Annotated in this window: 13 protein-coding genes and 1 pseudogene; 7 read left to right on the forward strand and 7 right to left on the reverse strand. The window is 69.0% G+C overall.

Annotation, left to right across the window (positions count from 1 at the left end):
- Nucleotides 1-63 precede the first annotated feature (63 nt).
- The 4 genes from ACZ3ZE_RS03270 to ACZ3ZE_RS03285 form a co-directional block, all read right to left on the reverse strand.
- On the reverse strand, nucleotides 64-3,705 hold the full coding sequence (locus ACZ3ZE_RS03270; RefSeq protein ID WP_467257512.1) for a S8 family serine peptidase: 3,642 nt from the start codon (nucleotides 3,703-3,705) through the stop codon (nucleotides 64-66).
- A gap of 302 nt (nucleotides 3,706-4,007) precedes the next feature.
- The gene (locus ACZ3ZE_RS03275; protein WP_361163438.1) at nucleotides 4,008-5,264 is read right to left on the reverse strand and encodes an MFS transporter; all 1,257 of its coding nucleotides are present in this window, start codon (nucleotides 5,262-5,264) and stop codon (nucleotides 4,008-4,010) included.
- Nucleotides 5,261-5,782 carry a GNAT family N-acetyltransferase gene (locus tag ACZ3ZE_RS03280; protein ID WP_467257151.1) on the reverse strand — a complete coding sequence of 174 codons (522 nt, stop codon included), beginning with the start codon at nucleotides 5,780-5,782 and terminating at the stop codon, nucleotides 5,261-5,263. The genes ACZ3ZE_RS03275 and ACZ3ZE_RS03280 overlap by 4 nt, the downstream gene beginning before the upstream one ends.
- Nucleotides 5,783-5,831: 49 nt before the next feature.
- Nucleotides 5,832-6,323 (reverse strand): MarR family winged helix-turn-helix transcriptional regulator, encoded by a 492-nt coding sequence (locus ACZ3ZE_RS03285; RefSeq protein WP_361163434.1) that lies wholly within the window; start codon nucleotides 6,321-6,323, stop codon nucleotides 5,832-5,834.
- A gap of 164 nt (nucleotides 6,324-6,487) precedes the next feature.
- On the opposite strand from ACZ3ZE_RS03285, the gene ACZ3ZE_RS03290 reads away from it, so the two are divergent.
- The 3 genes from ACZ3ZE_RS03290 (at nucleotide 6,488) to ACZ3ZE_RS03300 (ending at nucleotide 10,232) form a co-directional block, all read left to right on the forward strand.
- Nucleotides 6,488-6,904 (forward strand): organic hydroperoxide resistance protein, encoded by a 417-nt coding sequence (locus tag ACZ3ZE_RS03290; RefSeq protein WP_046905721.1) that lies wholly within the window; start codon nucleotides 6,488-6,490, stop codon nucleotides 6,902-6,904.
- A 251-nt stretch (nucleotides 6,905-7,155) separates the two neighbouring features.
- A complete protein-coding gene (locus ACZ3ZE_RS03295) occupies nucleotides 7,156-9,213 on the forward strand; it encodes a phosphocholine-specific phospholipase C (protein WP_467257153.1) in 2,058 nt (685 codons plus the stop codon).
- A 198-nt stretch (nucleotides 9,214-9,411) separates the two neighbouring features.
- Nucleotides 9,412-10,232 (forward strand): IS5 family transposase gene (locus ACZ3ZE_RS03300; protein WP_467257155.1). Its coding sequence is split into 2 segments (ribosomal slippage): nucleotides 9,412-9,751 and nucleotides 9,751-10,232, totalling 822 coding nucleotides; the frame shifts between segments, so codons are not numbered across the junction.
- Here the strand turns inward: ACZ3ZE_RS03300 and ACZ3ZE_RS03305 are convergent.
- A complete protein-coding gene (locus ACZ3ZE_RS03305; RefSeq protein WP_442303898.1) occupies nucleotides 10,229-10,642 on the reverse strand; it encodes a hypothetical protein in 414 nt (137 codons plus the stop codon). The genes ACZ3ZE_RS03300 and ACZ3ZE_RS03305 overlap by 4 nt on opposite strands.
- Before the next feature lie 144 nt (nucleotides 10,643-10,786).
- On the opposite strand from ACZ3ZE_RS03305, the pseudogene ACZ3ZE_RS03310 reads away from it, so the two are divergent.
- A pseudogene (locus ACZ3ZE_RS03310) lies at nucleotides 10,787-11,280 on the forward strand (site-specific integrase); the annotation flags it as partial.
- Nucleotides 11,281-11,426: 146 nt separating this feature from the next.
- On the opposite strand, the gene ACZ3ZE_RS03315 reads toward ACZ3ZE_RS03310, so the two are convergent.
- Together ACZ3ZE_RS03315 and ACZ3ZE_RS03320 are read right to left on the reverse strand one after the other, a co-directional pair.
- The gene (locus ACZ3ZE_RS03315; protein WP_467257157.1) at nucleotides 11,427-11,831 is read right to left on the reverse strand and encodes a hypothetical protein; all 405 of its coding nucleotides are present in this window, start codon (nucleotides 11,829-11,831) and stop codon (nucleotides 11,427-11,429) included.
- Entirely contained in the window at nucleotides 11,794-17,838 is a 6,045-nt protein-coding gene (locus tag ACZ3ZE_RS03320; protein ID WP_467257159.1) for a polymorphic toxin-type HINT domain-containing protein, read from the reverse strand. The genes ACZ3ZE_RS03315 and ACZ3ZE_RS03320 overlap by 38 nt, the downstream gene beginning before the upstream one ends.
- A gap of 7 nt (nucleotides 17,839-17,845) precedes the next feature.
- Here ACZ3ZE_RS03320 and ACZ3ZE_RS03325 point away from each other — a divergent pair, with 7 nt between their 5' ends.
- From ACZ3ZE_RS03325 to ACZ3ZE_RS03335, 3 genes are all read left to right on the forward strand, one after another.
- On the forward strand, nucleotides 17,846-18,037 hold the full coding sequence (locus tag ACZ3ZE_RS03325; RefSeq protein WP_467257161.1) for a hypothetical protein: 192 nt from the start codon (nucleotides 17,846-17,848) through the stop codon (nucleotides 18,035-18,037).
- Nucleotides 18,038-18,880: 843 nt separating this feature from the next.
- Nucleotides 18,881-19,300, forward strand: a complete 420-nt coding sequence (locus ACZ3ZE_RS03330; RefSeq protein ID WP_467257163.1) for a hypothetical protein — start codon at nucleotides 18,881-18,883, stop codon at nucleotides 19,298-19,300.
- Between the two features lie 63 nt (nucleotides 19,301-19,363).
- Nucleotides 19,364-22,756: an FG-GAP-like repeat-containing protein gene (locus ACZ3ZE_RS03335; protein WP_467257165.1), complete on the forward strand. Its 3,393-nt coding sequence runs from the start codon at nucleotides 19,364-19,366 to the stop codon at nucleotides 22,754-22,756.
- The last annotated feature ends 51 nt before the right edge of the window (nucleotides 22,757-22,807 follow it).

Raw genomic sequence — 22,807 nt, forward strand, 5'->3', positions numbered from 1 at the left:
GGCCCTCAGCAAGTGCACGCGCCCTGTCGGGTGGCGGGATGACCCGTTCGGCTGGGAGCACTTCTAGTTCACGCCCACCGCCCGGATGACCTCCTGCCGTACCGAGCCGCCCTTGTCGTCGCTCGCGCCCGCGCGCAGCGAGACGGACGTCGCCCCGGACGGGATCCGCAGCTCGCCCCGCCACGAACGGTCCAGCCCGACCTTCGTCCAGCTCGTCCCCTCGTCGTACGAGACCTCCAGCGAACCGCCGCCGATCCGGCCGGTGCCGGCCGCACCCGCCACGTACGCGGCGGTGATCCGGACGGGGACCCGGGCGCCGGCCCGGACATCGCCGGCGAGGTCGGTGCGCAGGTCGAAGCCGAGGTTGATGAGCGGCAGGTAGGTGGTCCGGTCGCCCGGCGTCTCCGCCGACCGGAAGGTCCACTCGGCGTGGCCCTTCGTGCCGAGCCGCCAGCGGGCCCGGTCGAGCGCGGTGTCGGTGACGACCTTGTACGTGGCCTCCTCGGCCGGGGCGTCCCAGGCGTAGGCGCCGGAGCTCTTGCGGCGGTCGACCCGGACGCCGTTCACGTACACCTCGGTGTACTGGGTCATCGAGTCGTCGCCCCACACGTTGCCGAAGCCGGTGTGGTCGGGGCCCGAGTCGCCCCAGCCGGGCGTGTTGAACCGCAGGTCGTTGCCGCTGCGCTCCTGGCCCCAGCCGAGGCCGGTGCCGAGCCAGGGGTGCCAGACCGGCTTGAACCACTCCAGTTCGTTCTCGCTGCCGCCCCGGTAGACGGACTGCCCGCCGCGCTGCTCCAACGAGTCGCCGAGGTCGACGGACTCGTGCCAGCGCTGTCCGGTGCCGGTGGAGACGTACTCGGTGCGCTCGGCCGGGAAGGCGATCCACTCCTTGAAGCCGAAGCCGATCGGGAAGGTGTCGGTGAGCGAGTAGCGGAACTCGCCGCCGAGCTCCTCGCGGGCCGTCGGCATGTGGAACGTGGAGCGGATCGTGGCCAGTTGCTTCCGCTCCGGACGGAACACCAGGTCGGTGCCGATGGCGCCGGGGTGCCCCTCGGAGAGGTCGTACGTGTACGGGGTGAAGCGGGTGCCCGTCAGGTCGAGCGCCGTGCCGCGCGCGGCGGCGGACGCGAGGCGGGCGGCGTCGGCCGTGTTCACGGTGGCGACGGTGAGCGGCCGGTCCTCGTAGTCGCCGGTGCCGAACCAGGCCATCAGGCGCCCCGGCCGGTCATCGGTGACGAACAGCGCCTTCGCGCCCGCGTCCTGGGCGGTCTGGGCGAGCACGACCGGATCGGCGCCCTCGGTGCGGCGCACCAGAACGGCCTTGCCGGTGACCTTCTTGCCCGCGTACTCGGCGGCGGTGCCGGTGCCCGCGTCGACGACGCCGAGCCGGTGGCGGCCCTCCAGGAGGGTGGCGCCGGGCTGCGCGGTGACCTCGGCGAGCCGGGCGCCGCCGGCCGTCGCCTCCAGCATCGGCTTGCCGAGCCGCCACACCGTCCGGTACTCGAAGCTGCCGGTGGCGGGCTTGGCGGTGGGCGCGGCGAAGATCGAGTCGTAGGTCACCGGGACCTGGACGGCGCCGAAGTAGGAGGCCCCGTTCGCCTTGCGGTCGAACTCCATCAGGAGCTGCCGGGTCTCGGTGCGCCGCTCGACCTCGGCGCGGATCTCCCGCAGCCGCCGCCCGTCGAGGGTGATCTCGCGGTCGCGGTCGAGGACGATCTCGGGCGCGGTGAGGAAGCCCAGGCCGAGGGAGTCCTTGCCGTGCGAACCGCGCACGTCGAGGAAGGTGTCGACGGTGTACGTGCCGGGCTCCAGGCGCAGTTGGAGCGTGCCGGACTCGCCGACGGACACCGGGAACGGGTCGGAGTCGGCGGCCAGCCGCTGCACGCCGAGACGGGCCGGGGCGGGAGCGCCGTCGCGGTCCTTGACGTGGACGGTGAGGGTGTAGCGCTCCTCCTCCTTGACCAGGCCGAGCGCGGTGTGGGCCACGGCGGTGCCGTCGGTGCTCGCCGTGATCCGGCCGGAGCTGTTGCCGACGGGGGCCTTGGCGCCGTCGCCGGTGACGGTGGTGGCGGCGCTGCCGTGCGCGGGGACGGTGAGGGTGCGGTCGGCGACGGCGGCGGTGCCCTCGGGCATGCCCTCGACGGCCAGGTCGAGCCGGACGGGCGCGTCGGAGGAGTTGGTGTAGGTGACGGTCTTCGTCACCGGCTTGTTCTCCTCGTAGGGCCAGGCGTAGAAGCCCAGGTCGGCGGAGCCGGTGGCGGTGACGTTCGCGGAAATGGCGGCGGCGACGTCGACGCGGCCCGCGCCGAGGTCGTAGGCGGAGTCGGCGAGCGTCTTGGAGCTGGACATGAGGGCGTTCTTCAGCTGGGCGCCGGTCCAGTCGGGGTGCCGCTCGGCGAGCAGCGCGGCGACGCCGGCGACGTGCGGGGTCGCCATCGACGTACCGCTCATGGAGGTGTACAGGCCACTGCCCGCGACGAGTTGGGAGCGGGCGGCGAGGATGTCGACGCCGGGGGCGGAGACATCGGGCTTGAGGCCCTGGTCGCCGTAGCGGGGGCCCTTGCTGGTGAAGTAGGCGGCCTCGTCGGCGGAGTCGACGGCACCGACGGTCAGCGCGGCGTCGGCGGCGCCGGGCGAGCCGATGGAGCCGGGGGCGCCGGAGTTGCCGGCGGCGATGACGAAGAGCGCGCCGGTCTCGGCGGACAGCGCGTTCACGGCCTGCGCCATCGGGTCGGTGCCGTCACTGGGCTCGCTCGAACCCAGGCTCATGGAAACGATCTTCGCGTCGACGTCCCGGGCGGCCCACTCCATGCCGGCGATGATCTGCGACTCGGTGCCGGAGCCCTGGTCGCTGAGGACCTTGCCGACGGCGAGGGTGGCGCCGGGGGCGACACCCTGCTCCTTGCCCGCGGAGCCCGCGCCGCTGCCGCCGACGGTGGACGCGACATGGGTGCCGTGGCCGTTGCGGTCGGCGACCTCCTGGCCCTCGATGAACGACCGGGTCTCGCCGACCCGTCCGGTGAGGTCGGGGTGGCCGGCGTCGAAGCCGGTGTCGAGGACGGCGACCTTGACGCCCTTGCCGGTGAGCCCGGCCTCCCAGGCCTTGGGGCTGCCGATCTGGGCGTTGGACTCGGCCATCGCGGCCGTCACCCGGGCGTCGAGCCAGACTTTGGCGGGGCCCGCCGATCGCCGGGCGGGAGCGGTGAACTCGCGCCAGAACGCGCCGGGTTCGGTGACGGTGACGGCGGCGCCGCCGATGCTGGGCAGCGGGCGCACGGTCTCGGTGCCGCGGGGGGTTGCTGTGGCGGCGGCGGTGCGGGCGCTCGCGGTGCCGCTTCCGGTGGCGCTCGCGGCGCTGCTTCCGTACGTGACGATCAGGGGCAGTTCGCCGGTGATGCCCTGCTCGACGAGGCCGGTGACGTCGAAGAGGCGCCGGTCGAGGACACCGGACTCCAGGTAGGGCCGGGCCTCGTCGGGTATGACGGTGACCCTGCCGTTCACGGTCTCGCTGCGGACGGCCCCGGTGGCGCCCTTGGCCCGCTCGACGGTGACGGTGCTCCGTCCGCCGCCGAGGTCGGTCAGGGTGACCCGGTCACCGGTGACGAGGGTGACGGTGGCGGACGCGGACGCCGGGGCGCTCCTGAAGGTGTCGGGCACGGCGGGTTCCGCCGCCCCGGCGGGGGTCTGGCCCGCCGTGAGCAGCATCAGGGAGAGCCCCGCCGCGAGCAGGCCGACTGCCCTTCCACCTACGGAAGGTCTGATCACGACACACTCCTCGGGCGCCCGGGGGAAGGGGTGGTTCCGGGCGTCGCGAGGAGTCTGGTCCGCGGGACGGGAGTTGACCCGCGTCGGGCCTGGCGGCTATGCGCCGTGGCGGTCAACCGCCAGTGGGAGTGGGGGATTTGAGGGGTTGGGCCCGGTGGCGTCCCGTGCGTTCAGGCGGTGGGGATTTGAGGGGTTGAGACCGGTGGCGTCCCGTGCGTTCAGGCGGTGGGGGCGTCCGGGCTTCAGGCGGTGGGGTTGTCGGCGTCGTACCGCCGGAAGCCCTTCGCGTACAGGGAGAGGATCCCGATCGCGAGGACACAGGCGAGGCCGCCGCCGGTGATGGCCACGGCCGGGGAGGTGAGGTCGGCGACGGACCCGGCGAGGAAGTCGCCCAGGCGGGGCCCGCCCGCGACGACCACGATGAACACGCCCTGGAGCCGGCCGCGCATCTCGTCCGGGGCCGCGACCTGCATCATCGTGTTGCGGAAGATCATCGAGACGGTGTCGGAGTACCCGGCGACGGCGAGCAGGAGCAGCCCGAGCCAGAGGTTCCGGGTGAGCCCGAACGCGGCGATGGCGGTGCCCCAGGCCGCCACGGAGAGCAGGATCGCCTGCCCGTGGTGCCGGATCCGCCCCTGCCAGCCGGACAGCACCCCGCCGAGGAGCGCGCCGAACGCCGGTGCGGCGACCAGGAGTCCGGTGGTCTTGGCGTCCCCGCCGAACCAGAGGACGGCGACGGCCGGGAACAGCGCGCGCGGGTGGGCGAGGATCATGGCGCAGAAGTCGGAGAAGAAGGTCATGCGCAGGTTGGGCCGGGTCGCGAGGAACCGCAGCCCGTCGAGGACGGACGCCCGCTTCGCCCCCGTCCGCTCGGGCAGCATCGACGGCAGCCGCCCCATCGCATACAGCGAGGCCGAGAAGGCGAGGACGTCGATGGTGTACGCCGCCTGGTAGCCGGCCAGACCGACGATGAGGCCGCCGAGGCTGGGCCCGACGAGCGTGCCGAAGGTCGTGGTCATCGCGTTGAGCGCGTTGGCGGCACGCAGCTGCTCGGGCGGCAGCAGCCGCGGGATCATCGAGCTGCGGGCGGGCGCGTTGAGCGCGGCGCAGACGGACTGGAGGGAGACGATCCCGTACAGGAACCAGACCTGGTGGAACCCGGCGAACGCGGCGGCGGCGAGCGCCGCGGACAGCACCGCGGAGCCGCCGGCGCTGGCTAGCCCCAGCTTGCGCCGGTCGACGGTGTCGGCGACGGCGCCGCCGTACAGGCCGAAGACGACGAGCGGGACGAGCGAGAACAGCCCGACCAGGCCGACGGAGAACGGCGAGCGGGTGATGTCGTAGACCTGGAGCGAGATGGCGAGGGTCGTCATGCCCTGGCCGACCCAGGTGACGGCGTTGCCGAACCAGATGCGGCGGTAGTGGACGGAGGTGCGCAGCGGGGTGAGATCGGCGAAGACCCTGCGCTTCCCGGGGCCCGCCTCCTGCGTGGCGGTCACGCGACGGGGGCCGCGAGGCCGGGCGGGACGTCGGCGGGGCGGCCGGCGGCGGTGCGGGCGCCCGCGCTTTCGGCCGGCACGTCGTACCGGAGCTCGGGGCGCGCCCAGTGGATGTGCCCGGAGGGCGGGACGGTGCCGGTGCGGCGGGCGCCGGTGCGCAGGTAGAAGTCCTCGGCGGGCGGATGGGCCACGACCCGTATCGACCCGAGCCCGGCGGCCCGCGCCTCCCCGAGCATGTGCGCCACGAGCAGCCGCCCGATCCCCAGCCCCTGGGCCTCGTCGGCGACGAAGGCCAGGTCGAGCTCGGCCTCGTCGAGGAGCAGCGCGTAGAAGCCGAGCACCTTGCCCCGGCCGTCGACGGCGACGTGCACGGGGTGGTGCTCGATGTACGAGCCGCCCACCTGGTAGCCGTCGACCATGGCGGCGTAGTCGCCCCGGTAGGCACCGGACTTCCGGACGATCTGGGTGAGGCGCTTGGCGTCGTCCGCCGTGGCGCGTCTGAGGGTGATCTCGACCATGGGGTGAGTATAGGACCGCACCGCTGATCCGATCCTTACATTTAGATGTCTAGATCTCGCACTCGCCCAGCCGGTCAGGATCGACGGCGTCGAGGCGGGTCGCCAGGGCGTGCAGCCGGTCGCGGAGTCCGGCGATCTCCTCCAGGTCGAGCCCGGTGGCGGCGGCGATGCGGCGCGGCACGCCGAGCGCCCGCTCGCGCAGGGCGGCCCCGTCGCCGGTGACGCGCACGGTGACGGAGCGCTCGTCCTCGGCACTGCGCCGCCGCTCGACGTATCCGGCCGCTTCGAGCCGCTTGAGCAGCGGGGACAGGGTCCCGGAGTCGAGCCGGAGCCGCTCGCCGATCCCCTTGACGGGCAGCTCGCCGTGCTCCCAGAGCACCAGCATGACGAGGTACTGGGGGTAGGTGAGCCCGAGCTCCTTGAGCGCGCCGCGGTAGACGCCGTTGAAGGCGCGGGTGGCGGCGTGCAGGGAGAAGCAGATCTGGTTGTCGAGCCGGAGGAAGTCCTCGTCGGCGGGTGCGTCGGTGGTGCGTCCGTCCATGGGATCCAGGGTACGGGAGACCCGCATCACACGCGATTAAGTTGTGCACAACTAAATAGCGCGATACAAATATGGAGGCAGCACGCCGCAGCCCCCCGCGGACGAACCCCCGGACCGGCCGGCACCCCCGCCCCCCTCCCTGGACAGAACGGACGGCATCACCCATGGACGCGATCTACACCGCAGTCGCCACCGCCAACGGCCGCGAGGGCCGCGCCGTCAGCTCCGACGGCCACCTGGACCTCCCCCTCGCCCACCCGGCGGCCCTCGGCGGCAACGGCCAGGGCACCAACCCGGAGCAGCTCTTCGCGGCCGGCTACGCGGCCTGCTTCGCGAGCGCGATGGGCGTCGTGGCCCGCCAGGAGAAGATCGACATCGCGGACGCCTCGATCACCGCCGAGGTCTCCATCGGCAAGGACCCGTCCGACGGCGGCTTCGGCCTGGCGGTCGTGATGCGCGCGGAGTTCCCGGACCACCTGCAGGGCGAGGCGGGCACGGCCCTCCTGGAGAAGACCCACGCGTTCTGCCCGTACTCGAAGGCGACGCGCGGCAACATCAAGGTCGAGCTGGTCGTGGAGTAGCCACGACCGACGGATGAGCACCGCCCCTTGTGGGCAACTGAACGCCCCCTGTGCACTTTTCCCGCACAGGGGGTGTTCGTATCTGGTCGTTCATGTTGAGATACGGGGGATTCGCCTGCCGTACGGCGGGCAGTCATCGGACGGCCGCCGGGCGGTAGTTCGGGGGCGCTCTCCTTGGGGCGCCCGTCGCCGGCCCGTCGGCCGGCACGCCGCCAGCTCGTCCACCCTCACCCCCGGAGGACAACTCCCCCATGGCCGACCTCAATCGCCGCCGGTTCCTTCAACTGGCAGGCGGCACCGCCGCGTTCACCATGCTGTCCGACAGCATCGCCCGCGCCGCCTCCATACCGGCGCAGGGCTCGACCGGCACGATCCAGGACATCGAGCACATTGTCGTGCTGATGCAGGAGAATCGTTCCTTCGACCACTATTTCGGCGCGATGAAGGGCGTACGGGGCTTCGGCGACCCGCGCCCGGTGACGCTGCCCAGCGGCAAGTCCGTGTGGAACCAGTCGGACGGCACCAAGGTGACGCTGCCGTTCCGGCCGACCAGCGACAAGCTGGGCATGGAGTACCTCCAGGGCCTCAACCACGACTGGCAGGGCGGCCAGAGCGCCTTCAACAAGGGCAAGTACGACAACTGGATCCCGGCCAAGACCAAGGCCACGATGGCGCACCTCACCCGCGAGGACATCCCGTTCCACTACGCGCTGGCCGACGCGTTCACGATCTGCGACGCGTACCACTGTTCGTTCATCGGGGCGACCGACCCCAACCGCTACTACATGTGGAGCGGTTACGTCGGCAACGACGGCACGGGCGGCGGCCCCGTCCTCAACAACGCCGAGGCGGGCTACGGCTGGACCACCTACCCCGAGCGCCTGGAGGCGGCGGGGATCTCCTGGAAGATCTACCAGGACATCGGCGACGGCCTGAACGCGGCCGGCTCGTGGGGCTGGATCAACGACGCGTTCCGCGGCAACTACGGCGACAACTCCCTCCTCTACTTCAACAACTACCGCAACGCGCAGCCGGGCAACCCGCTCTACGACAAGGCCCGCACGGGCACGAACGCGAAGGCGGGCGAAGGCTACTTCGACAAGCTCCGCGCCGACGTGCAGGCGGGCAGCCTCCCCCAGATCTCCTGGATCGCCGCCCCCGAGGCCTTCTCGGAGCACGCCAACTGGCCCTCGAACTACGGCGCCTGGTACATCGCGCAGGTCCTGGACGCGCTGACCTCGAACCCGGACGTGTGGGCGAAGACGGCCCTGTTCATCACGTACGACGAGAACGACGGCTTCTTCGACCACGTGGTCCCGCCGTACGCGCCGGGCTCGGCGGCCCAGGGCCTCTCGACGACCCCCACCACCCTGGACTACTTCGGCGGCAAGGTCGGCTACGCGGCCGGCCCGTACGGCCTGGGCCCGCGCGTCCCGATGATCGTCGTCTCCCCCTGGTCCACCGGCGGCTACACCTGCTCGGAGACCTTCGACCACACGTCGATCATCCGCTTCATGGAGTCCCGCTTCGGCGTCCAGGAACCCCACATCACCCCGTGGCGCCGCGCGGTCTGCGGCGACCTCACCTCGGCGTTCGACTTCACGCGCACGAACACCCAGTCCGCCCAGCTCCCGCCGACCGCGGGCTACTACCCGCCGGACAAGAACCGCCACTCCGACTTCCTGGCCACCGCCCCGGCCGTCGGCACGATGCCCCGCCAGGAACCGGGCACGAAGCCCACCCGCCCCCTGCGCTACGCCCCGTACGTGGACGGCACGGCGGACACCACGGCCGGCACCTACCGCCTCACCTTCAGCGGCGGCCCGTCGGCGGGCGCCCAGTTCTACGTGACGTCGGCGAACCGCACGGACGCGCCGTGGACGTACACGACGGAACCGAACAAGTCGATCGCGGACACCTGGAACACCAAGTACAGCAAGACCCTCACCGACCTGACGGTCCACGGCCCCAACGGCTTCCTCCGCCGCTTCCGCTCCCCCGGCAAGACGGCGACCCAGGAGGTCACGGCCCGCCACAACCCGACGACGGGCAACCTGGACCTGACCCTGACCAACCCGACCTCGACGGACGCGACCCTGACGATCACCAACACGTACGCGGGCACCCCGCAGACGGTGACGGTCCCGAAGAACACCACAGTCACCCACACCGTGGACCTGACCGGCTCCTCCCGCTGGTACGACGTGACGATCACGTCCTCGACCAACACGGACTTCCTCCGCCGCCTGGCCGGCCACGTGGAAACGGGCACGCCGGGCACCTCGGACCCGGGGATCCTGACGTACTGACGTAACGACATCGCCATCCCCATGGCGGCCCCACGAGCAACTCGTGGGGCCGCCATCATCTCTTCAGGTTGCCCTCAGCATGAGGTGCTGCGCGATCGGCAAGTGCTGCCAGAAGCAAATGCCCCCCTTACTGATCGTTTCAGAATGAGTTGAGCTGCGGGTCTTGTGTCTGACGATCTTGGTCGGCAGGGTGTCCGGATGCGTGCTGATCTTGTTCCTGACCAGCTGTGGGAGCGGGTGGCCCCGCTGCTGCCGCCCGCCCCCGAACGGCGCCATCGTCACCCGGGACGGCTGCGTGTTCCCGACCGAGTGGCGCTCGCCGGCGTCATGTATGTGCTGCGGACCGGTGTCGCGTGGCGCGATGTCCCCACAGAGACCGTGGGCTGTTCCGGTGTGACGGCCTGGCGTCGGCTCCGGGACTGGACCGAGGCCGGCGTCTGGCCTCGACTGCACGCCGCCCTGCTGGCCGAGCTTCGCCGCGCCGGCCTGCTGGACCTGGACGACTGCTCCGTAGACGGGTCACATGTCCGGGCCCTCAAAGGGGGGACCATGTCGGCCCCTCGCCCGTCGACCGGGCCCGCCCCGGCTCCAAGCACCACCTGATCGTCGACCGGCACGGCACCCCGCTGGCTGTCACGCTCACCGGTGGCAACCGGCACGATGTCACTCAGCTCCTACCGCTGCTGGACGCCGTCCCATCGATCCGGGGTCTTCGGGGACGTCCCCGCCGCAAGCCCCGGCGTCGATACGCCGACCGAGGCTACGACTTCGACAAGTACCGCCGCCTGCTCTGGAAGCGCGGCATCAAACCCCTCATTGCCCGACACGGCGTCGCCCACGGCTCCGGACTGGGCAAGGTGCGCTGGGTCGTCGAGCGGGCCTTTGCCTGGCTGCACCAGTTCAAACGCCTCCGCACCCGCTACGAACGACGCGCCGATCTCCACCAGGGTTTGCTCGAATTGGCCTGCAGCCTGATCTGCATCCGACGTCTATCCAGCGGTCCCAGAGTGACCGGCTAGGAGTCCGAGCGCAGCCCCAGGGCGCTGTGCTGAATCAGCCCGGCCGGAGCATCGGAACCCGACTCCCGACGCGTCAACTCGACCAGCTTCGTCCGGAGGTCTGTCGCCGACTCGCCAAGCACGATGGCGCTGATCACCAGCTCAAGCATGACGCAGTCGTAGGCATCGTCCGTTCCTCGATAGCGTTCGGCGTCACGTTCGACTACGGCACTGTCGATCCGCCATCCACCGCCGTCGACGGGCGCGAAGGTCGCTGCGAAGGTTCCGTTACCCGTCCAGCTTCGGTGCAGGAAGACGACCTCGCCCTCCGTGAAGACGTCCCACTTCTCGTCCATGTCCCGCGATGCATAGCCGAGCTGGATCCGCTCCCAGTCGTCATCCGACCAGATCCGCTGGGGCAGCTCCGGCATCGGCTGAGGAGCCGCTATGGGCTGGATACGGCCGGAGAACGTGGACCGGGTTACGCGTTCGTCAGCAGGCATGGAGTGATCCTACGGACGAAGCCGGGCGTCCCAGCATCCCGTCCCTCACAGACCTCATTGTGAAACGATCAGTTAGCCGTGACCTACGTGCACTCGATGCTCAAATCGGCCCTGGAACACGCCGTCCGAAAAGACGAACTCTCCCGCAACGTCAGGACCACCACGCACCAGCCCAGGCGCTTCCGTCCGCTCTCCGCAGCCGAGGCCCGCCAGTTCCTCGACGCGGCCCGCGCCGACCGGCTCCACGCGCTGCACGAACTCGCCCTGCGAACCGGACTCCGCAAGGGCGAACCTTCGGCCTCCCCCGGGAAGACCTCGACCTCACCACCGGAACAGCCAGCATCCGGCGCTCACTCCAGCGCACCCGAACCGGCGGACTCACGCATCTGCCCACCAAGACCCAGAGTTCTGAACGACGCATCGCCCTGCCGACGCCGTGTCTGCGCTCCCTCGAACAGCACCGCGACCGACAGCGCAAGGAACGCGAGGCCGCGGGGACGGGCTGGAAGGACAGCGGCCCCTCCGCAACCCCGGGAGGCTCACCAGCGGTCCCGACGACGGCGACGAACCACCCCTCGTGGGGGCCGCCGCCCGCTGACGTTGCCGTCAACTACTGCCGTCAACCACCCCAGAAGCCCCGCCAGGACCCACCTGACGGGGCTTCTGTTTTGCACTCGCAACCACCCTGGAAGCGCGCTACAGATCTACGGCCTCACGACTCGGCGAATCTCGTATAGAGATCACGATCACGCCAGAAGTCAGAGAAGGAATCCAGCATCGCCTCGTAAATCCGAATGCTGCTGACATTCCCCCGGGGATAGTTGACCCGTTCTTCAACCGCCTCTCGGACAGCTCCCCAACGCAGCACGTGCATTAGGAAAGAAACTACCTCGACAACGCCTTCCTCTGGCGAGTCGATCAGTGCAATCAGTTGACTCTCGAATTGCCCCCGGAAATCAGGGTTCCTCTGCAGAATCGCGAGCGTACGCTCCAAGCCCGGCTCAAGCGCTTCGGCGCCACAGGTCTCCTCCGCCGTAGCGAGAACCCCTTGGACGGCCTGCCTGAGCTCCGCGACCGGATCAGCAGCTTGGCCGCCATGCTTCGATGTATTTTCCACCAGCGTCGAGTCCGTTCCTTTCAAAGGCATCCACTGCCGCCTTTTGAGCGTTAGCTCCGTAAGGCAGATAATGGCCAGATTTATTGTCGAGGAACACGACTTGGCCACCCTTGGTTTTGAACTCGCCAGCAGCCAGCACATCCCGCCCCTGGGCGAGGCTCACATGGCCAGCTGTTCGCTTCCCGATAACGAGCTCACCGTCCCCGGTCACTACGTATGAATAGTTTCCAGAGCGAGAAAGCACAGTGCCAGGAGCGATCGGCTTGAACCATTCCGGTTTGTCTGACGGTATCAAGTTCGAGAAAGAGGTTGGGTCAGGGACCGCTCCGCTGTTGTGAACGAGAACTGGCGTCTGCCCAGCGAGCACATAGTACGTGTGCAGCCCATCAACCGTGAGGTTGTAGGTACGTACATGGCGCGTGAAGGGGCGGTTCGCCGTGACCGCGAATGCGGTACCGCTGTCCGTCCGCAGCGTCATGCCCGGCACCAGTCGGCCGGCCTCGACCCACCGCTTCTCCGAAACCGACCAGAACGGGTGCTCGTACGTGGCGGTGAGCTTCTCAGGGCCGCTGGGCGTCGCTATGGTCAGCTCGTTGAAGTACTTGTCGCCGTCCGTGACGATGAGCTGCGTGACCTTGCGCGCACCGGTTTCCCCGGAATACGGATCGGTTGCCAGAACTTCGTCACCGACGACGATCTTTTCGATGTCCTTGGTGGAACCGTCGGCCATCTGGACGTCCGTGCCTGCCAGGAAGCACTTTCCACACCCCCTGCCCTTCGAACTCTTGCCCCCGGAGCGGGCTGCCTGAGAGCCAGGGATGCGCGAGCCGCCCTCGAACGCGCCGGTCTCCTGAGCCACAGCGATCAGGCGCTGGATTTCGATTTCCCGGAAGATCTGCTTCAGCGCCGGCGGACACGCGTAGGAACGCGGCCCCCAGCAAGAGTTGACGGCGGCCGCCATCAAGTCCTGCTCGCTTGGATCCCACCCAGTGAAGTGGGTGATGTTCCGCTTGTAGACCTGCCTCCACTCTGCGTACTTCTCCGTCCCGAGGTGCTTCCTGGCAGTCGTGCTGATGAAGTCCTCGGTCTGATTGTTCGGGTTGGTGTTGGCAGCGGTGTCGTTCACCGTGGGCTCGCCGCCCACGCTGTGACGCGGCTTCCCGTCCCCCTGCCCCGACTTCCCGTCCTCCCGCTCCGTGTGCCCCGTCCCGTCGTCCAGCCCGAGGCCCGTCGGGTCCGAGAAGGCGACCGGGTTGTTGGCTGCGTAGCTGTAGCCGGACAGGGTCTGGAGCCTGTCCAGTTCGAGGAGGGGGTCGACGCTGATGAAGCGGGCCACGGTCGGGTCGTATTCGCGGGCGCCGATGTGGACGAGGCTCGTGTCCGCGTCGTTGGTGCCACCGACGAAGCCCTTGTCGCCGAGCCAGTCGGTGGGCTGGGTGCCGCGCGGGCCGCCGAAGATGGTGGTCTTGCGGCGGGTCACCGCCTGCGGTGCGTCGTGCGCGATCTGGGTGGTGCTGGTGCCGTTCTGGTCGGTCAGCAGGAAGCTGAGCTTGCCGCCCTTCAGCATGGCGTAGCCGCCGTAGTAGCGGGTGCCCGTGACCTTGTCGTTCTTGTCGCGGTGCAGCTCGTTGCCGCCGGGCAGGTAGAGCGTCGTGCCCGTCGAGTCCTTGCGGAGCAGTCGCGCGCCGGCCGTGTCGTACAGGTAGCTGGTGGTGTCCGTGACCTTGGTCGTGGACTTGAGGTGGCCCTCGTCGTCCCAGTCGAAGGTCTCCAGGTCCGCGTCACCGATCTTGCGGGTCGCCGTGTTGCCGGCCTGGTCGTACGTGTACGCGTCCGTCCTGGCCCCCGGGCCCGCCTGCGTCACCAAGGGCAGGTCGTGCTTGCCCTTCGTCGGGTCCGCGTACGTCCGGGTGATGTCCTCCGTCGGACCGGTCGACGTCTTGTGCTGGACCTCCGTCTTGCGGTTGCCCACCGCGTCGTAGGTGTAGCTGGTCCAGTACGCGTCCTGTCCGCCCACGGCCGTGTCCGACGGGGCCGACGCGCAGTCGGTGCCCGTGTTCGTCCAGGCGTCGGTGATCCGGCGCAGGGCGTCGGTCTGGAAGCACTGGGTGTCGGTCGTACGGGCCGCGTCCTGGCCGTAGGCCGCCGCGACCTTGGTGATGTTGCCGGCCGGGTCGTAGCTGTAGGCGGTGTCCTCGATGCGCTGCGGCGCCGTGTCCCGGTCGGTGTACGAACGGGTCAGGTTGCCCGTGTGCTCGTCGTACTCGTTGCTCGTCCACACGTGACGGCCGAACTCGCTGTACTCCGTGCGGGTCGGACGCCCGTAGTGGTCGTACGTGACCTGCGAGATCAGCGCGTGGTCGTCGGTGTTGACCGTGTCAGGCAGACCCGTCACCGAGGTGTAGGTGTTGCTGACCAACTCGTACGGCAGGTCGGCCATCGCCGGCTGCTCGACGTCCGTCACCTGACCGGTGTTCAGGTTGTACGTCGTGTACCACTCGTACGTCCCCGCCAGCCCCGTCTCCGAGGACGGCACCGTGAACTTGGTCAGCATCGGCTGGTCGAGACCGTTGTAGCTACCGGTCTCCGTGACCCAGGCGTTGCCGTCCTCGTCGTAACGCGTCGCCGTCGCCGGCAGACCCTTCGCGTTCGTCGCGTCGTACGTCCACGCGGCGAGAGTCGTCGTCCCCTTCTTCAGGGCCTTGGGCCTGCCGAGCGCGTCGTAGTCCGTGTGGAGCTTGATCTCCCGCGCGTCGGTGACGTCGGTCGCCCGGTCGCCCAGGTCGAAGTCCGTGTGCGTGTTGCCCTTGTCGGGGTCCTTGACGTCAATCTGGCGGCCGCGGACGTCATAGCCGTACGTCCACTCCGCCCCGCTCGCGTCGGTGATCTTCGCGACCCGGCCCAGCTTGTCGTACGCGTAGGACAGGGACTGCGACGCCGTCCGCGCGGCGTTCGTGTACTCCTTCACCTCGGTGGTGCGGCCCAGCGCGTCCACGACGGTGGTGGTCGCGGTGCCGCCGGCCGGCGGGACGACGGTGGTCGTGTCGCCGGTGTACGTGGTGGTCGAGCGCTTGGTCTCGACCGTGTACCGCTTGGCGATGACCGCGGTGGCGCGTCCGGCGCCGTCGTACTGCGTCTCGGTCGACGACGGGTACATGGTCTGCTGGCCGGTCACCGCGTTGGGCTCGGGGATCCCGGCCGCGTAGTAGCTGCCGGAGTCGGCGACAGCCTCACCGCGCGAGTTGTAGAACTGCTCGGTGACCAGGCGCCCGGCCCGGTCCGGGGAGTCCTGCTGCGTCTGGAGACCGCGCAGCAGACCGTCCTGGAAGGTGTAGCTGGTCCGGTACTTGTTGTCCTGGCTCAGCGACTGGGTGGTCGTGACGATCGGCCCGTTGGTGCGGACCAGGTAGCTGAACTGGAAGTTCGGCGAGGTCGGATACGTGGCCTGCGAACGCGTCGGCAGCCACGCCTTGGTGATGCGGCCGAGCGGGTCGTAGGCCATCGACTTCACCTTGCCGTTGGCATCGGTGATCTTGGTCGGCTGGCCGCGCCGAGGGTCCAGTACGGTCGTGACCTTGTGCGACAGCGGGTTGGTCACGGTCGTGCCGTTCGGCACCTCGCCCGTCGGGGGCGTGAAGTCCGTACGGGTCACCTCGCCGTACGCGTCGGCGGCGGCGAGCTGACGGCCGTAGACGTCGAAGCAGAGCTGCTTGCCGTCGGCGCCGCAGACGCTGGGCACGGAGGACGTGACGTCATAGCCGTCGCCCTTGCCGTTGATCCGGTCGACCTTGGTCACCAGCCCCTTGGTCGGGGCCTCGCCCAGGGCCTTGCCGTCGTAGTACGTACGGATGTCGTCGACGACGTCAGCGGGCCTGGAGACCGGCATCACGCAGGCGACGGCGTACGTCTCGGCTCGGGCGACCCTGTCGAGGATCGGTGAGGAACCGGTACGGGCATAGGTGAGCTCGGTGCACTTCTCGTCGCCCGACTTCGCGGTGTCGCCGAGGTCGGTGATGGTCTTGACCATGCCGTACTCGTCGAAGCCACGGACAGTCAGAGTCGTCCGGTCCCCGCCCGTGATCGCCGTGCGCGTCTCCTCGCCCTCCGTGCCGGTCATGAAGGACTCGACCGCGGGGAGGCCCGTGCGGCTGCGGGTCGCCGTGGCCTCCGAGGTCCACGGGGTGTACGAGGTGGAGCCGACGAACACGCCGCCGTCACCGTTGTACGTGACCCGCTCGCGCGGCATGCCGGTGAACTGCTTCCGGTCGGTGACGGCGAGGCCCGCGGTGTTCTTCACCTCGGCGCCGTCGATCCCGCGGAAGTACCGGGTCTCACTCAGCGTGCGCGGGTCCATGCCGGCGCCTTTGCGCGTCTGGACGAGGTAGTAGCCGCGGGGCTCCGAGTACTGCCGGTACTCCGCCTTGGTGAACTCGTCCTCGCTCTTGGCCCATTCGGCGCCGCCTACGTAGCTGTACTCGGTGACGACGTCCGGGGTGCCCGAGACGTTGTCGCCCTCCACCACGCGGCTGACGACGTAGGAGTTGAACCAGTCCTGCTTCGCGGCCGTGCCCTCGGCTTCCCACTTGACGGGGAAGCAGCGCGTGCCGTTGGTCGCGTCGAGCGGCGGCAGCGTCGTGTTCGTGCACTCAGGGGCGTGGTACCAGACTCCGATCACGCCACCGGTCTCGGTGGTGATCTGCGACATCCGCAGCCGGATGAACGGGGCCAAGCCGTCGCCCAGCTTGTCGACGCGGTTGGCCTTCGGCTCGCCGCCGAAGGTGACCGGGGGCACGTCACCGGTGGCGCTGCCGTCCTTGGCCTTGTGCCAGAGACTGGCCAGCCACATGGGCTTGGAGATGCCGTCGCCCGAGGGCGGGAAGGTCTGCGTCAGCTCCCAGCTGTCGACGTCCTTGTACGCCCCACCGGACAGGACCTGCGTCGCGATCGACTTCAGGCGGACCTTCGACCAGAAGCTGGGGGCGTTCTGGGTCTTGCACTCGGTGGCCGTGTCGGCGCAGTAGAGGTCGAACGGCGTGTCCGGCCACTTGGTGGAGTTCGCCGCGTCGAAGGTGCAGCTCGTGGCCTCGCACCGGTCTCCGGAGGTGAAGGTCACCTTGCCCATGGCCTTGGCCGCGTACGGCGTCCCGTCCCGCAGGCCGTACTCGATGCGGTCGAGGTAACCGCCACGGTCGTACGGCGTCTTCGTCGACGCGCCCGTGGTCGCGTTGGTGTTGCGACCGTAGTTGTTCTTCTCCTTCTGCCAGAAGTACGCCATGGCGTTGCCGCGCGGGTCCACGACGTAGTCGAGGTTCCAGCGCCATGCCTGCTGGCACCAGGCGGCGGCGAAGGAGGCGTTGTAGCAGGGCTCGCCCGCGTGGTTGCCGAACACCGGGACGTTCAGCGTGGAGTTGGTCTCCGGGTAGCCGGTCGCCCAGCCGGGCAGCCGGTTGCGGCCGAAGTAGTACTGGGTGCCGTCGAGCGTCGTGATCTTCCAGTACTCACCGGTGCCGCCCTCGCCCTTGGCACCCGCGGCGCCGAGGTCGCCGTTGGCGGCTCCGGTCAGCTTCTCGATCTTCTCGCCGCCGTCGGAGACGGGGTGCCAGCCCTTGGTGGCGTCGTAGACGAGCTCGGTCGTCTTGCCGCCAAGGGAGAGCGTGGCGTTGTCGGTGTACCAGCACTGGTCACCGACCTTGGTGGTGTTCGTGCCGCCCGTCTTGTCGTCCTCGCACGACTTGTAGCGGCGCTCGATGTACCCCGGCTCGTAGGACCAGCCGTCACCGATCCAGCCCGCCTGGTTGTTGCTCGCGGCCGTACGACCGTCCACAGCCTGCGAGTTGTAGCCGAGGGTCACGTCGGGCTTGAGACCGCCCGGGACCGCCGGCGTGCCCACCGGATAGCTCCAGGTGAACGCACCGGTCGCGCCGCCGGCGCTCCAGGCACCCGACGCCTCGAGCGAGGTGGCCTTGAAGGTGCCGGTGGGGCCGCCTACGCCGGACGTCAGTGCCACCACCGTAATGGCATTCGACACGAGGCCTGCGGAGCTCCTGCCCGACGGCACCGGCGCGACGGCGGTGACCTTCTGGTCCCTGGTGTCGTTCGTGCTCGCCAGCGGCTTCGCCACCCGGCAGGCAGCCTTGTCCGGCGTGGTCAGCGCACAGGCCGGCAACTGGACCAGCCTCAGCCGCGCACCCCAGTCACCACCGTAGGCATCCTTGAAGGCCGAGTAGTCCACACTCACCCGGGCCCGCCCACCGGCAGCCACACCGTCAGCACGCCCGACGGAGAGCAGAAGACCCTCCACCCCCGCCTTCCGAGCCTTCGCCCGCGACTCGACCGAGACCCTCGCCCGCGTCAACGGGGCGGTCTTCGAGGACTTCTCCGCGACCGCCGACACCGAGACGGGCAAGTCGGCGCCGATCGCCGCAGGCCGACGGAGCAGAGCCCCCTCCTGCCCCACAGCCACCGTCTGCGTCCCGGCCGCGGGCCACACGGCACGCGCGGGCGCCTTGGCCGCCGCGGCATTCGGACGCTTGACGTTGCCGCCCGCGCGCACCGGCGCGACGGGCACGGCCTTCGGTTGCTTCAGACCCGGCAGCGACGTGCTGAGCCCGGGCCCTTCGGTGAGTGCCACGGATGTCGACGGCAGCAACCCCACCGCCATCACCGCGGACAATGCCACGGCCCATCCGCGCGTACGGAATCTATTCACTTACCCCCCACTTCCCATAAGTCAATAACCCGCCGCACCCTAACAGGGGCCACTGACACGGAAAGCGAAGCAAAAACGATTGACCACTGAATGCATCTGCCGACGCAAACACCCCTAGCCACCCAACGCCTCACAGGTGACCCATAGAGTCCCAGGTCGGTGGCATCGACACGACTCTCCCGAGATTGCTGAATTGTCCGCCTTCACACCGTAAATACACCTCCTTCACGCTGCCCTGGCGACTGCGCGGACCCGTAGTTGTCATAGCTCGCCTGTAGAGTCGGCGCCGATTTCGGTCACGAAACAGGGGAGGGAATACATCATGTCCACACCGAGCAGATTGCTTTTCAGACATGGGTGGGGAGCCCGGCTCGCTCCCGGGATACTGGTCGGCGCGCTCCTCGCGTCGGCGGTCGCCATCACGCCTGACGACACGGTGGTTCCGACCACCATGGTCGACCCGGTCACCACCGGCGAGATGAGCGCCGAGGACTACGCGCTCCAGAAGGCGAAGCAGACCGGCCAGGAGTTCGAACTCGAATCGGCCCGCACCGAGACGACCGACACCTGGGCCCAGCCCGACGGCAAGTGGATCGTCAAGCAGCACGGGACGTCCGTGCGCATGCTCCGCGACAACGAGTGGGTCCCGACCGACCCGACGCTGCAGTTCGCCGCGGACGGCCGGGTCGCGTCCAAGGCGACCGCCGTCTCCGTGACGTTCTCCGGAGGCGGTGACGGACCGCTGCTGACCGGCGTCTAGGACGGCCGCAGCCTCTCCCTGACCTGGCCGAAGCCGCTGCCCAAGCCCACTCTCGCCGAGAACGTGGCCACCTATGCGGAGATCCTGCCCGGCATCGATCTGCAGCTCAAGGCGGACGTCGAGGGCTTCTCGCAGCTCCTGGTCGTGAAGACCGCGGAAGCCGCGACGAACCCCGAGCTGGCGACCCTGCGGTTCAAGCTGGACACCGTCGGACTCGACGTGGCGACGGACCCCGAGACCGGCAGCGTCACGGCGGCCAACTCGGCCGACCAGATCGTGTTCACCAGCCCGTCCCCGATGATGTGGGACTCCACGACGGCCTCCTCCGGCGTGGCCTCCACCCCGGACGCACGCAGCACGTTCGCCGCCGCAGCAACCGAAGAGGTCGCCCCCGAGGACGTCTTCGAGCCGGCACCCGGCGCCCAGGACGCCCTGATGCCGACGACCGTCACGGGCGACACCCTGGAGATCAAGCCCGACCAGCAGCTGCTGACCGGTACCGACACCCAGTACCCGGTCTACATCGACCCGTCGTGGACCTGGGGCAAGCGGCAGAACTGGACCCGGGTCTACAAGAAGTACCCGAACATGTCCTTCTGGAACACGAAGGAGGTCGTCCGGGTCGGCTACGAGAACGAGACCAACGGCCTGTCGCGCTCGTTCTTCCAGCTCGACACCGATGACCTCGGCGGCTCCCAGGTCATCCGCTCGACCTTCCGGATCAAGAACACCTGGTCCTGGTCGTGCAACAAGAAACCCGTGGAGCTCTGGCACGTCGGCCCGATCTCGTCGAAGACCACGTGGAACAACCAGCCGGCCCGTATCGGCACCGGTCCTCTATTCACCGTGACCGACGCCAAGGGCTGGAGCGGCGCCCAGTGCGCTGCCGGCAACCTCGAGTTCGACGCGACGGCCAAGGTCCGTGAGGCCGCCGCGAACAACTGGGCCAGCCTCAACCTCGGCCTGTACGCGGGCGACGAGACTGACACGTTCGGCTGGAAGAAGTTCGACGCCAAGACCGCCGTCCTGGAGACCGAGTACAACTTCCCCCCGAGCGCCCCGACCCGCCTCGGCACCAGCCCGCAGACCGCGTGTGCCTCCGGCGGGAAGATCGGCAACGCCCACGTCAGCCTGTTCGCCCGTGTGGACGACCGTGACGCAGGCAACCTGGCGGCCGAGTTCCAGGTCACCAAGGCCGGCGCCTCCGCACCGGCCCTGACACAGAGCATTCCCGCCCTCCGGGGACGGGTGGCGACGCTCGCCGTTCCCGATGCCGCCCTGCCGAGCGGTGACTACACCTGGAAGGTGCGCGCCAAGGACCAGGATGGCGCGGGCTCGGCGTGGTCGGCCACGTGCAAGTTCACGATCGACCGGGACGTGCCGAGCACGCCCCCGCTCGTGTCCTCGGCCGACTTCCCGCCGGGGAACGACGGCTGGCCTACCACCACCAGCTTCCGTAACGAGCGCGGCGCCTTCACCCTGAAGCCCAACGGGGTCGCGGACGTGAGCAGCTACCACTGGGAGACCAGCTGGGGCGAGCGCGACGACGAGCCGGCCGAGAAGGACGACCCCCTCACCACCGGCGTCAACGAGTACCAGAACGGCGTCGTCGTCTACGCGACCCCGAAGAGCTCAGGCCCCCATTACTTCTACACCTACAGCGTGGACTCCGCCGGCAACCGATCTCCCACGCAGACGTACCTGCTGTACGTCAGCGGCAAGTGGGAGCAGGACATCCCGAACGACCTCAACGGCGACGACCTGACAGACTTCTGGAGTCTTGACAACAACACCGCGCTGCTGACTTACGCAGGTCACGGCAACGGCCAGTTCGCCAACGCCATGGGTGGCGGCAAGACCTTCCCTCAGGGCCAGGTCGTGAATGGCGGTGCGTGGCACGCTCAGGGCACCAATGATCTCGTTTCTCTCGAGCAGGACCCCCTCGAGAGCGTGAAGCGCCTCAAGGCCTACAAGAACCCCGGTCACGGCCTGATCGAAACCGATGACTCCCAGGAAATCACCATGCGGTGCCACGCCTCCCAGCGTGGCTGCGAAGGGGTCGTAGACCCCAACCACTGGTACAACGCCGAGCAGATCGTCGCCGCCGACATCGACGGCGATCGCGAAGGCGACACTGACCTGCTCGTCAAGCAGGGCAAGTCCTTGTGGTCGTACATCGCCCCACGCAACGGCTTCAAGGTGAAGGACGACCCCGTCTCCGTCGGTACGGACGACTGGGACCAGTTCACGGTCGTGTCTCCCGGCGACGTCAACGGTGACAAGGTTCCGGACCTGTGGCTGCGTCACAACACCACCGGTGACGTCTTCCAGTCCCTCGGCAAGAAGACCGACGGCAAGCTGGACCTCGCCGTCTGGGGCACTCCCGCCACCCGCACGAAGATCGGCTCGGGGCTCAAGCAGGCCGACTTCCCGACGCTCTCGTCCGCCGGTGACTTCAACAAGGACGGGCGCGTCGACCTGTGGGCGCGCAAGGCCGACAACTCGGTCGTCGTCTGGCTCGGCAAGGCAGCGGACTCCACCGGGAACGTCTTCGGTACCGCGACCGTCGTCAGCCGCACCGTCCCGACCGGCCTTCCGGGCGGCACGCCCGGGAAGCCGGACATGAACGGTGACATGAAGGCCGACATGGTCGTCCACAACACCAACGGCACCGTCTCCGTCAGCCGTCAGGTGGTCGGGGCCGACGCGAAGGCACGGTTCGAGGACACGGGCACGGCGGTCAGCTGGGGCTGGCAGAAGCACCTGGGTGGTACGGGCGAGGGCAGACTGTACTTCGCCGACATCAACGGTGACGGAACCAAGGACCTCATCTCCCTCGGCGTGGACGGCAAGATCATCGTCCGCCGGAACGACCGTACGGGCACGGGCTTCGACACCGGCACCGTCATGTCCCAGTACTGGTCGAACTTCCTCGGCCAGCCGGGTCAGGGTCGTCTCTACTTCGCCGATATCACCGGCGACAACAAGGCCGACCTCATCGTCCACGACACACTGGGTGACGTCAGCGTCCGCAAGAACATGGGCACCTACTTCGACAGCGGCACCGTCATGACCCAGCACTGGTCCAACTTCCTGGGCGGGACCAACCAGGGACGCCTCTACTTCTCCGACATCACCGGCGACAACAAGGCCGACCTCATCGTCCACGACACGGGCGGCAACGTCAGCGTCCGCAAGAACATGGGCACCTACTTCGACGCCGGCACCGTCATGTCCCAGTACTGGTCGAACTTCCTGGGCCAGCCGGGCCAGGGCACCCTCGCCTTCGCCGACGCCACGGCCGACGGCAAGGCCGACCTCATCGTCCACGACACACTGGGCGACGTCAGCGTCCGCAAGAACATGGGCACCTACTTCGACAGCGGCACCAAGTACAGCGGTGGCTGGGCCGCCTACCTCGGCCAGAGCGGGCAGGGCCGGCTCTACTTCGGCTGACCCCCCGATCGGGTCGACCGAAGCCGTATGACGGCGCCCGTCCGCGTGTTC

Source organism: Streptomyces sp. NPDC023157 (assembly GCF_055560575.1).

Bases quoted from the DNA above. Each gene is read 5' to 3' on its own strand.
- ACZ3ZE_RS03270 (WP_467257512.1), bottom strand. From the start codon at position 3,705: ATGCTGCTCACGGCGGGCCAGACCCCCGCCGGGGCGGCGGAACCCGCC.
- ACZ3ZE_RS03280 (WP_467257151.1), bottom strand. From the start codon at position 5,782: ATGGTCGAGATCACCCTCAGACGCGCCACGGCGGACGACGCCAAGCGC.
- ACZ3ZE_RS03285 (WP_361163434.1), bottom strand. From the start codon at position 6,323: ATGGACGGACGCACCACCGACGCACCCGCCGACGAGGACTTCCTCCGG.
- ACZ3ZE_RS03290 (WP_046905721.1), top strand. From the start codon at position 6,488: ATGGACGCGATCTACACCGCAGTCGCCACCGCCAACGGCCGCGAGGGC.
- ACZ3ZE_RS03295 (WP_467257153.1), top strand. From the start codon at position 7,156: ATGGCCGACCTCAATCGCCGCCGGTTCCTTCAACTGGCAGGCGGCACC.
- ACZ3ZE_RS03305 (WP_442303898.1), bottom strand. From the start codon at position 10,642: ATGCCGGAGCTGCCCCAGCGGATCTGGTCGGATGACGACTGGGAGCGG.
- ACZ3ZE_RS03325 (WP_467257161.1), top strand. From the start codon at position 17,846: ATGGCATTCGACACGAGGCCTGCGGAGCTCCTGCCCGACGGCACCGGC.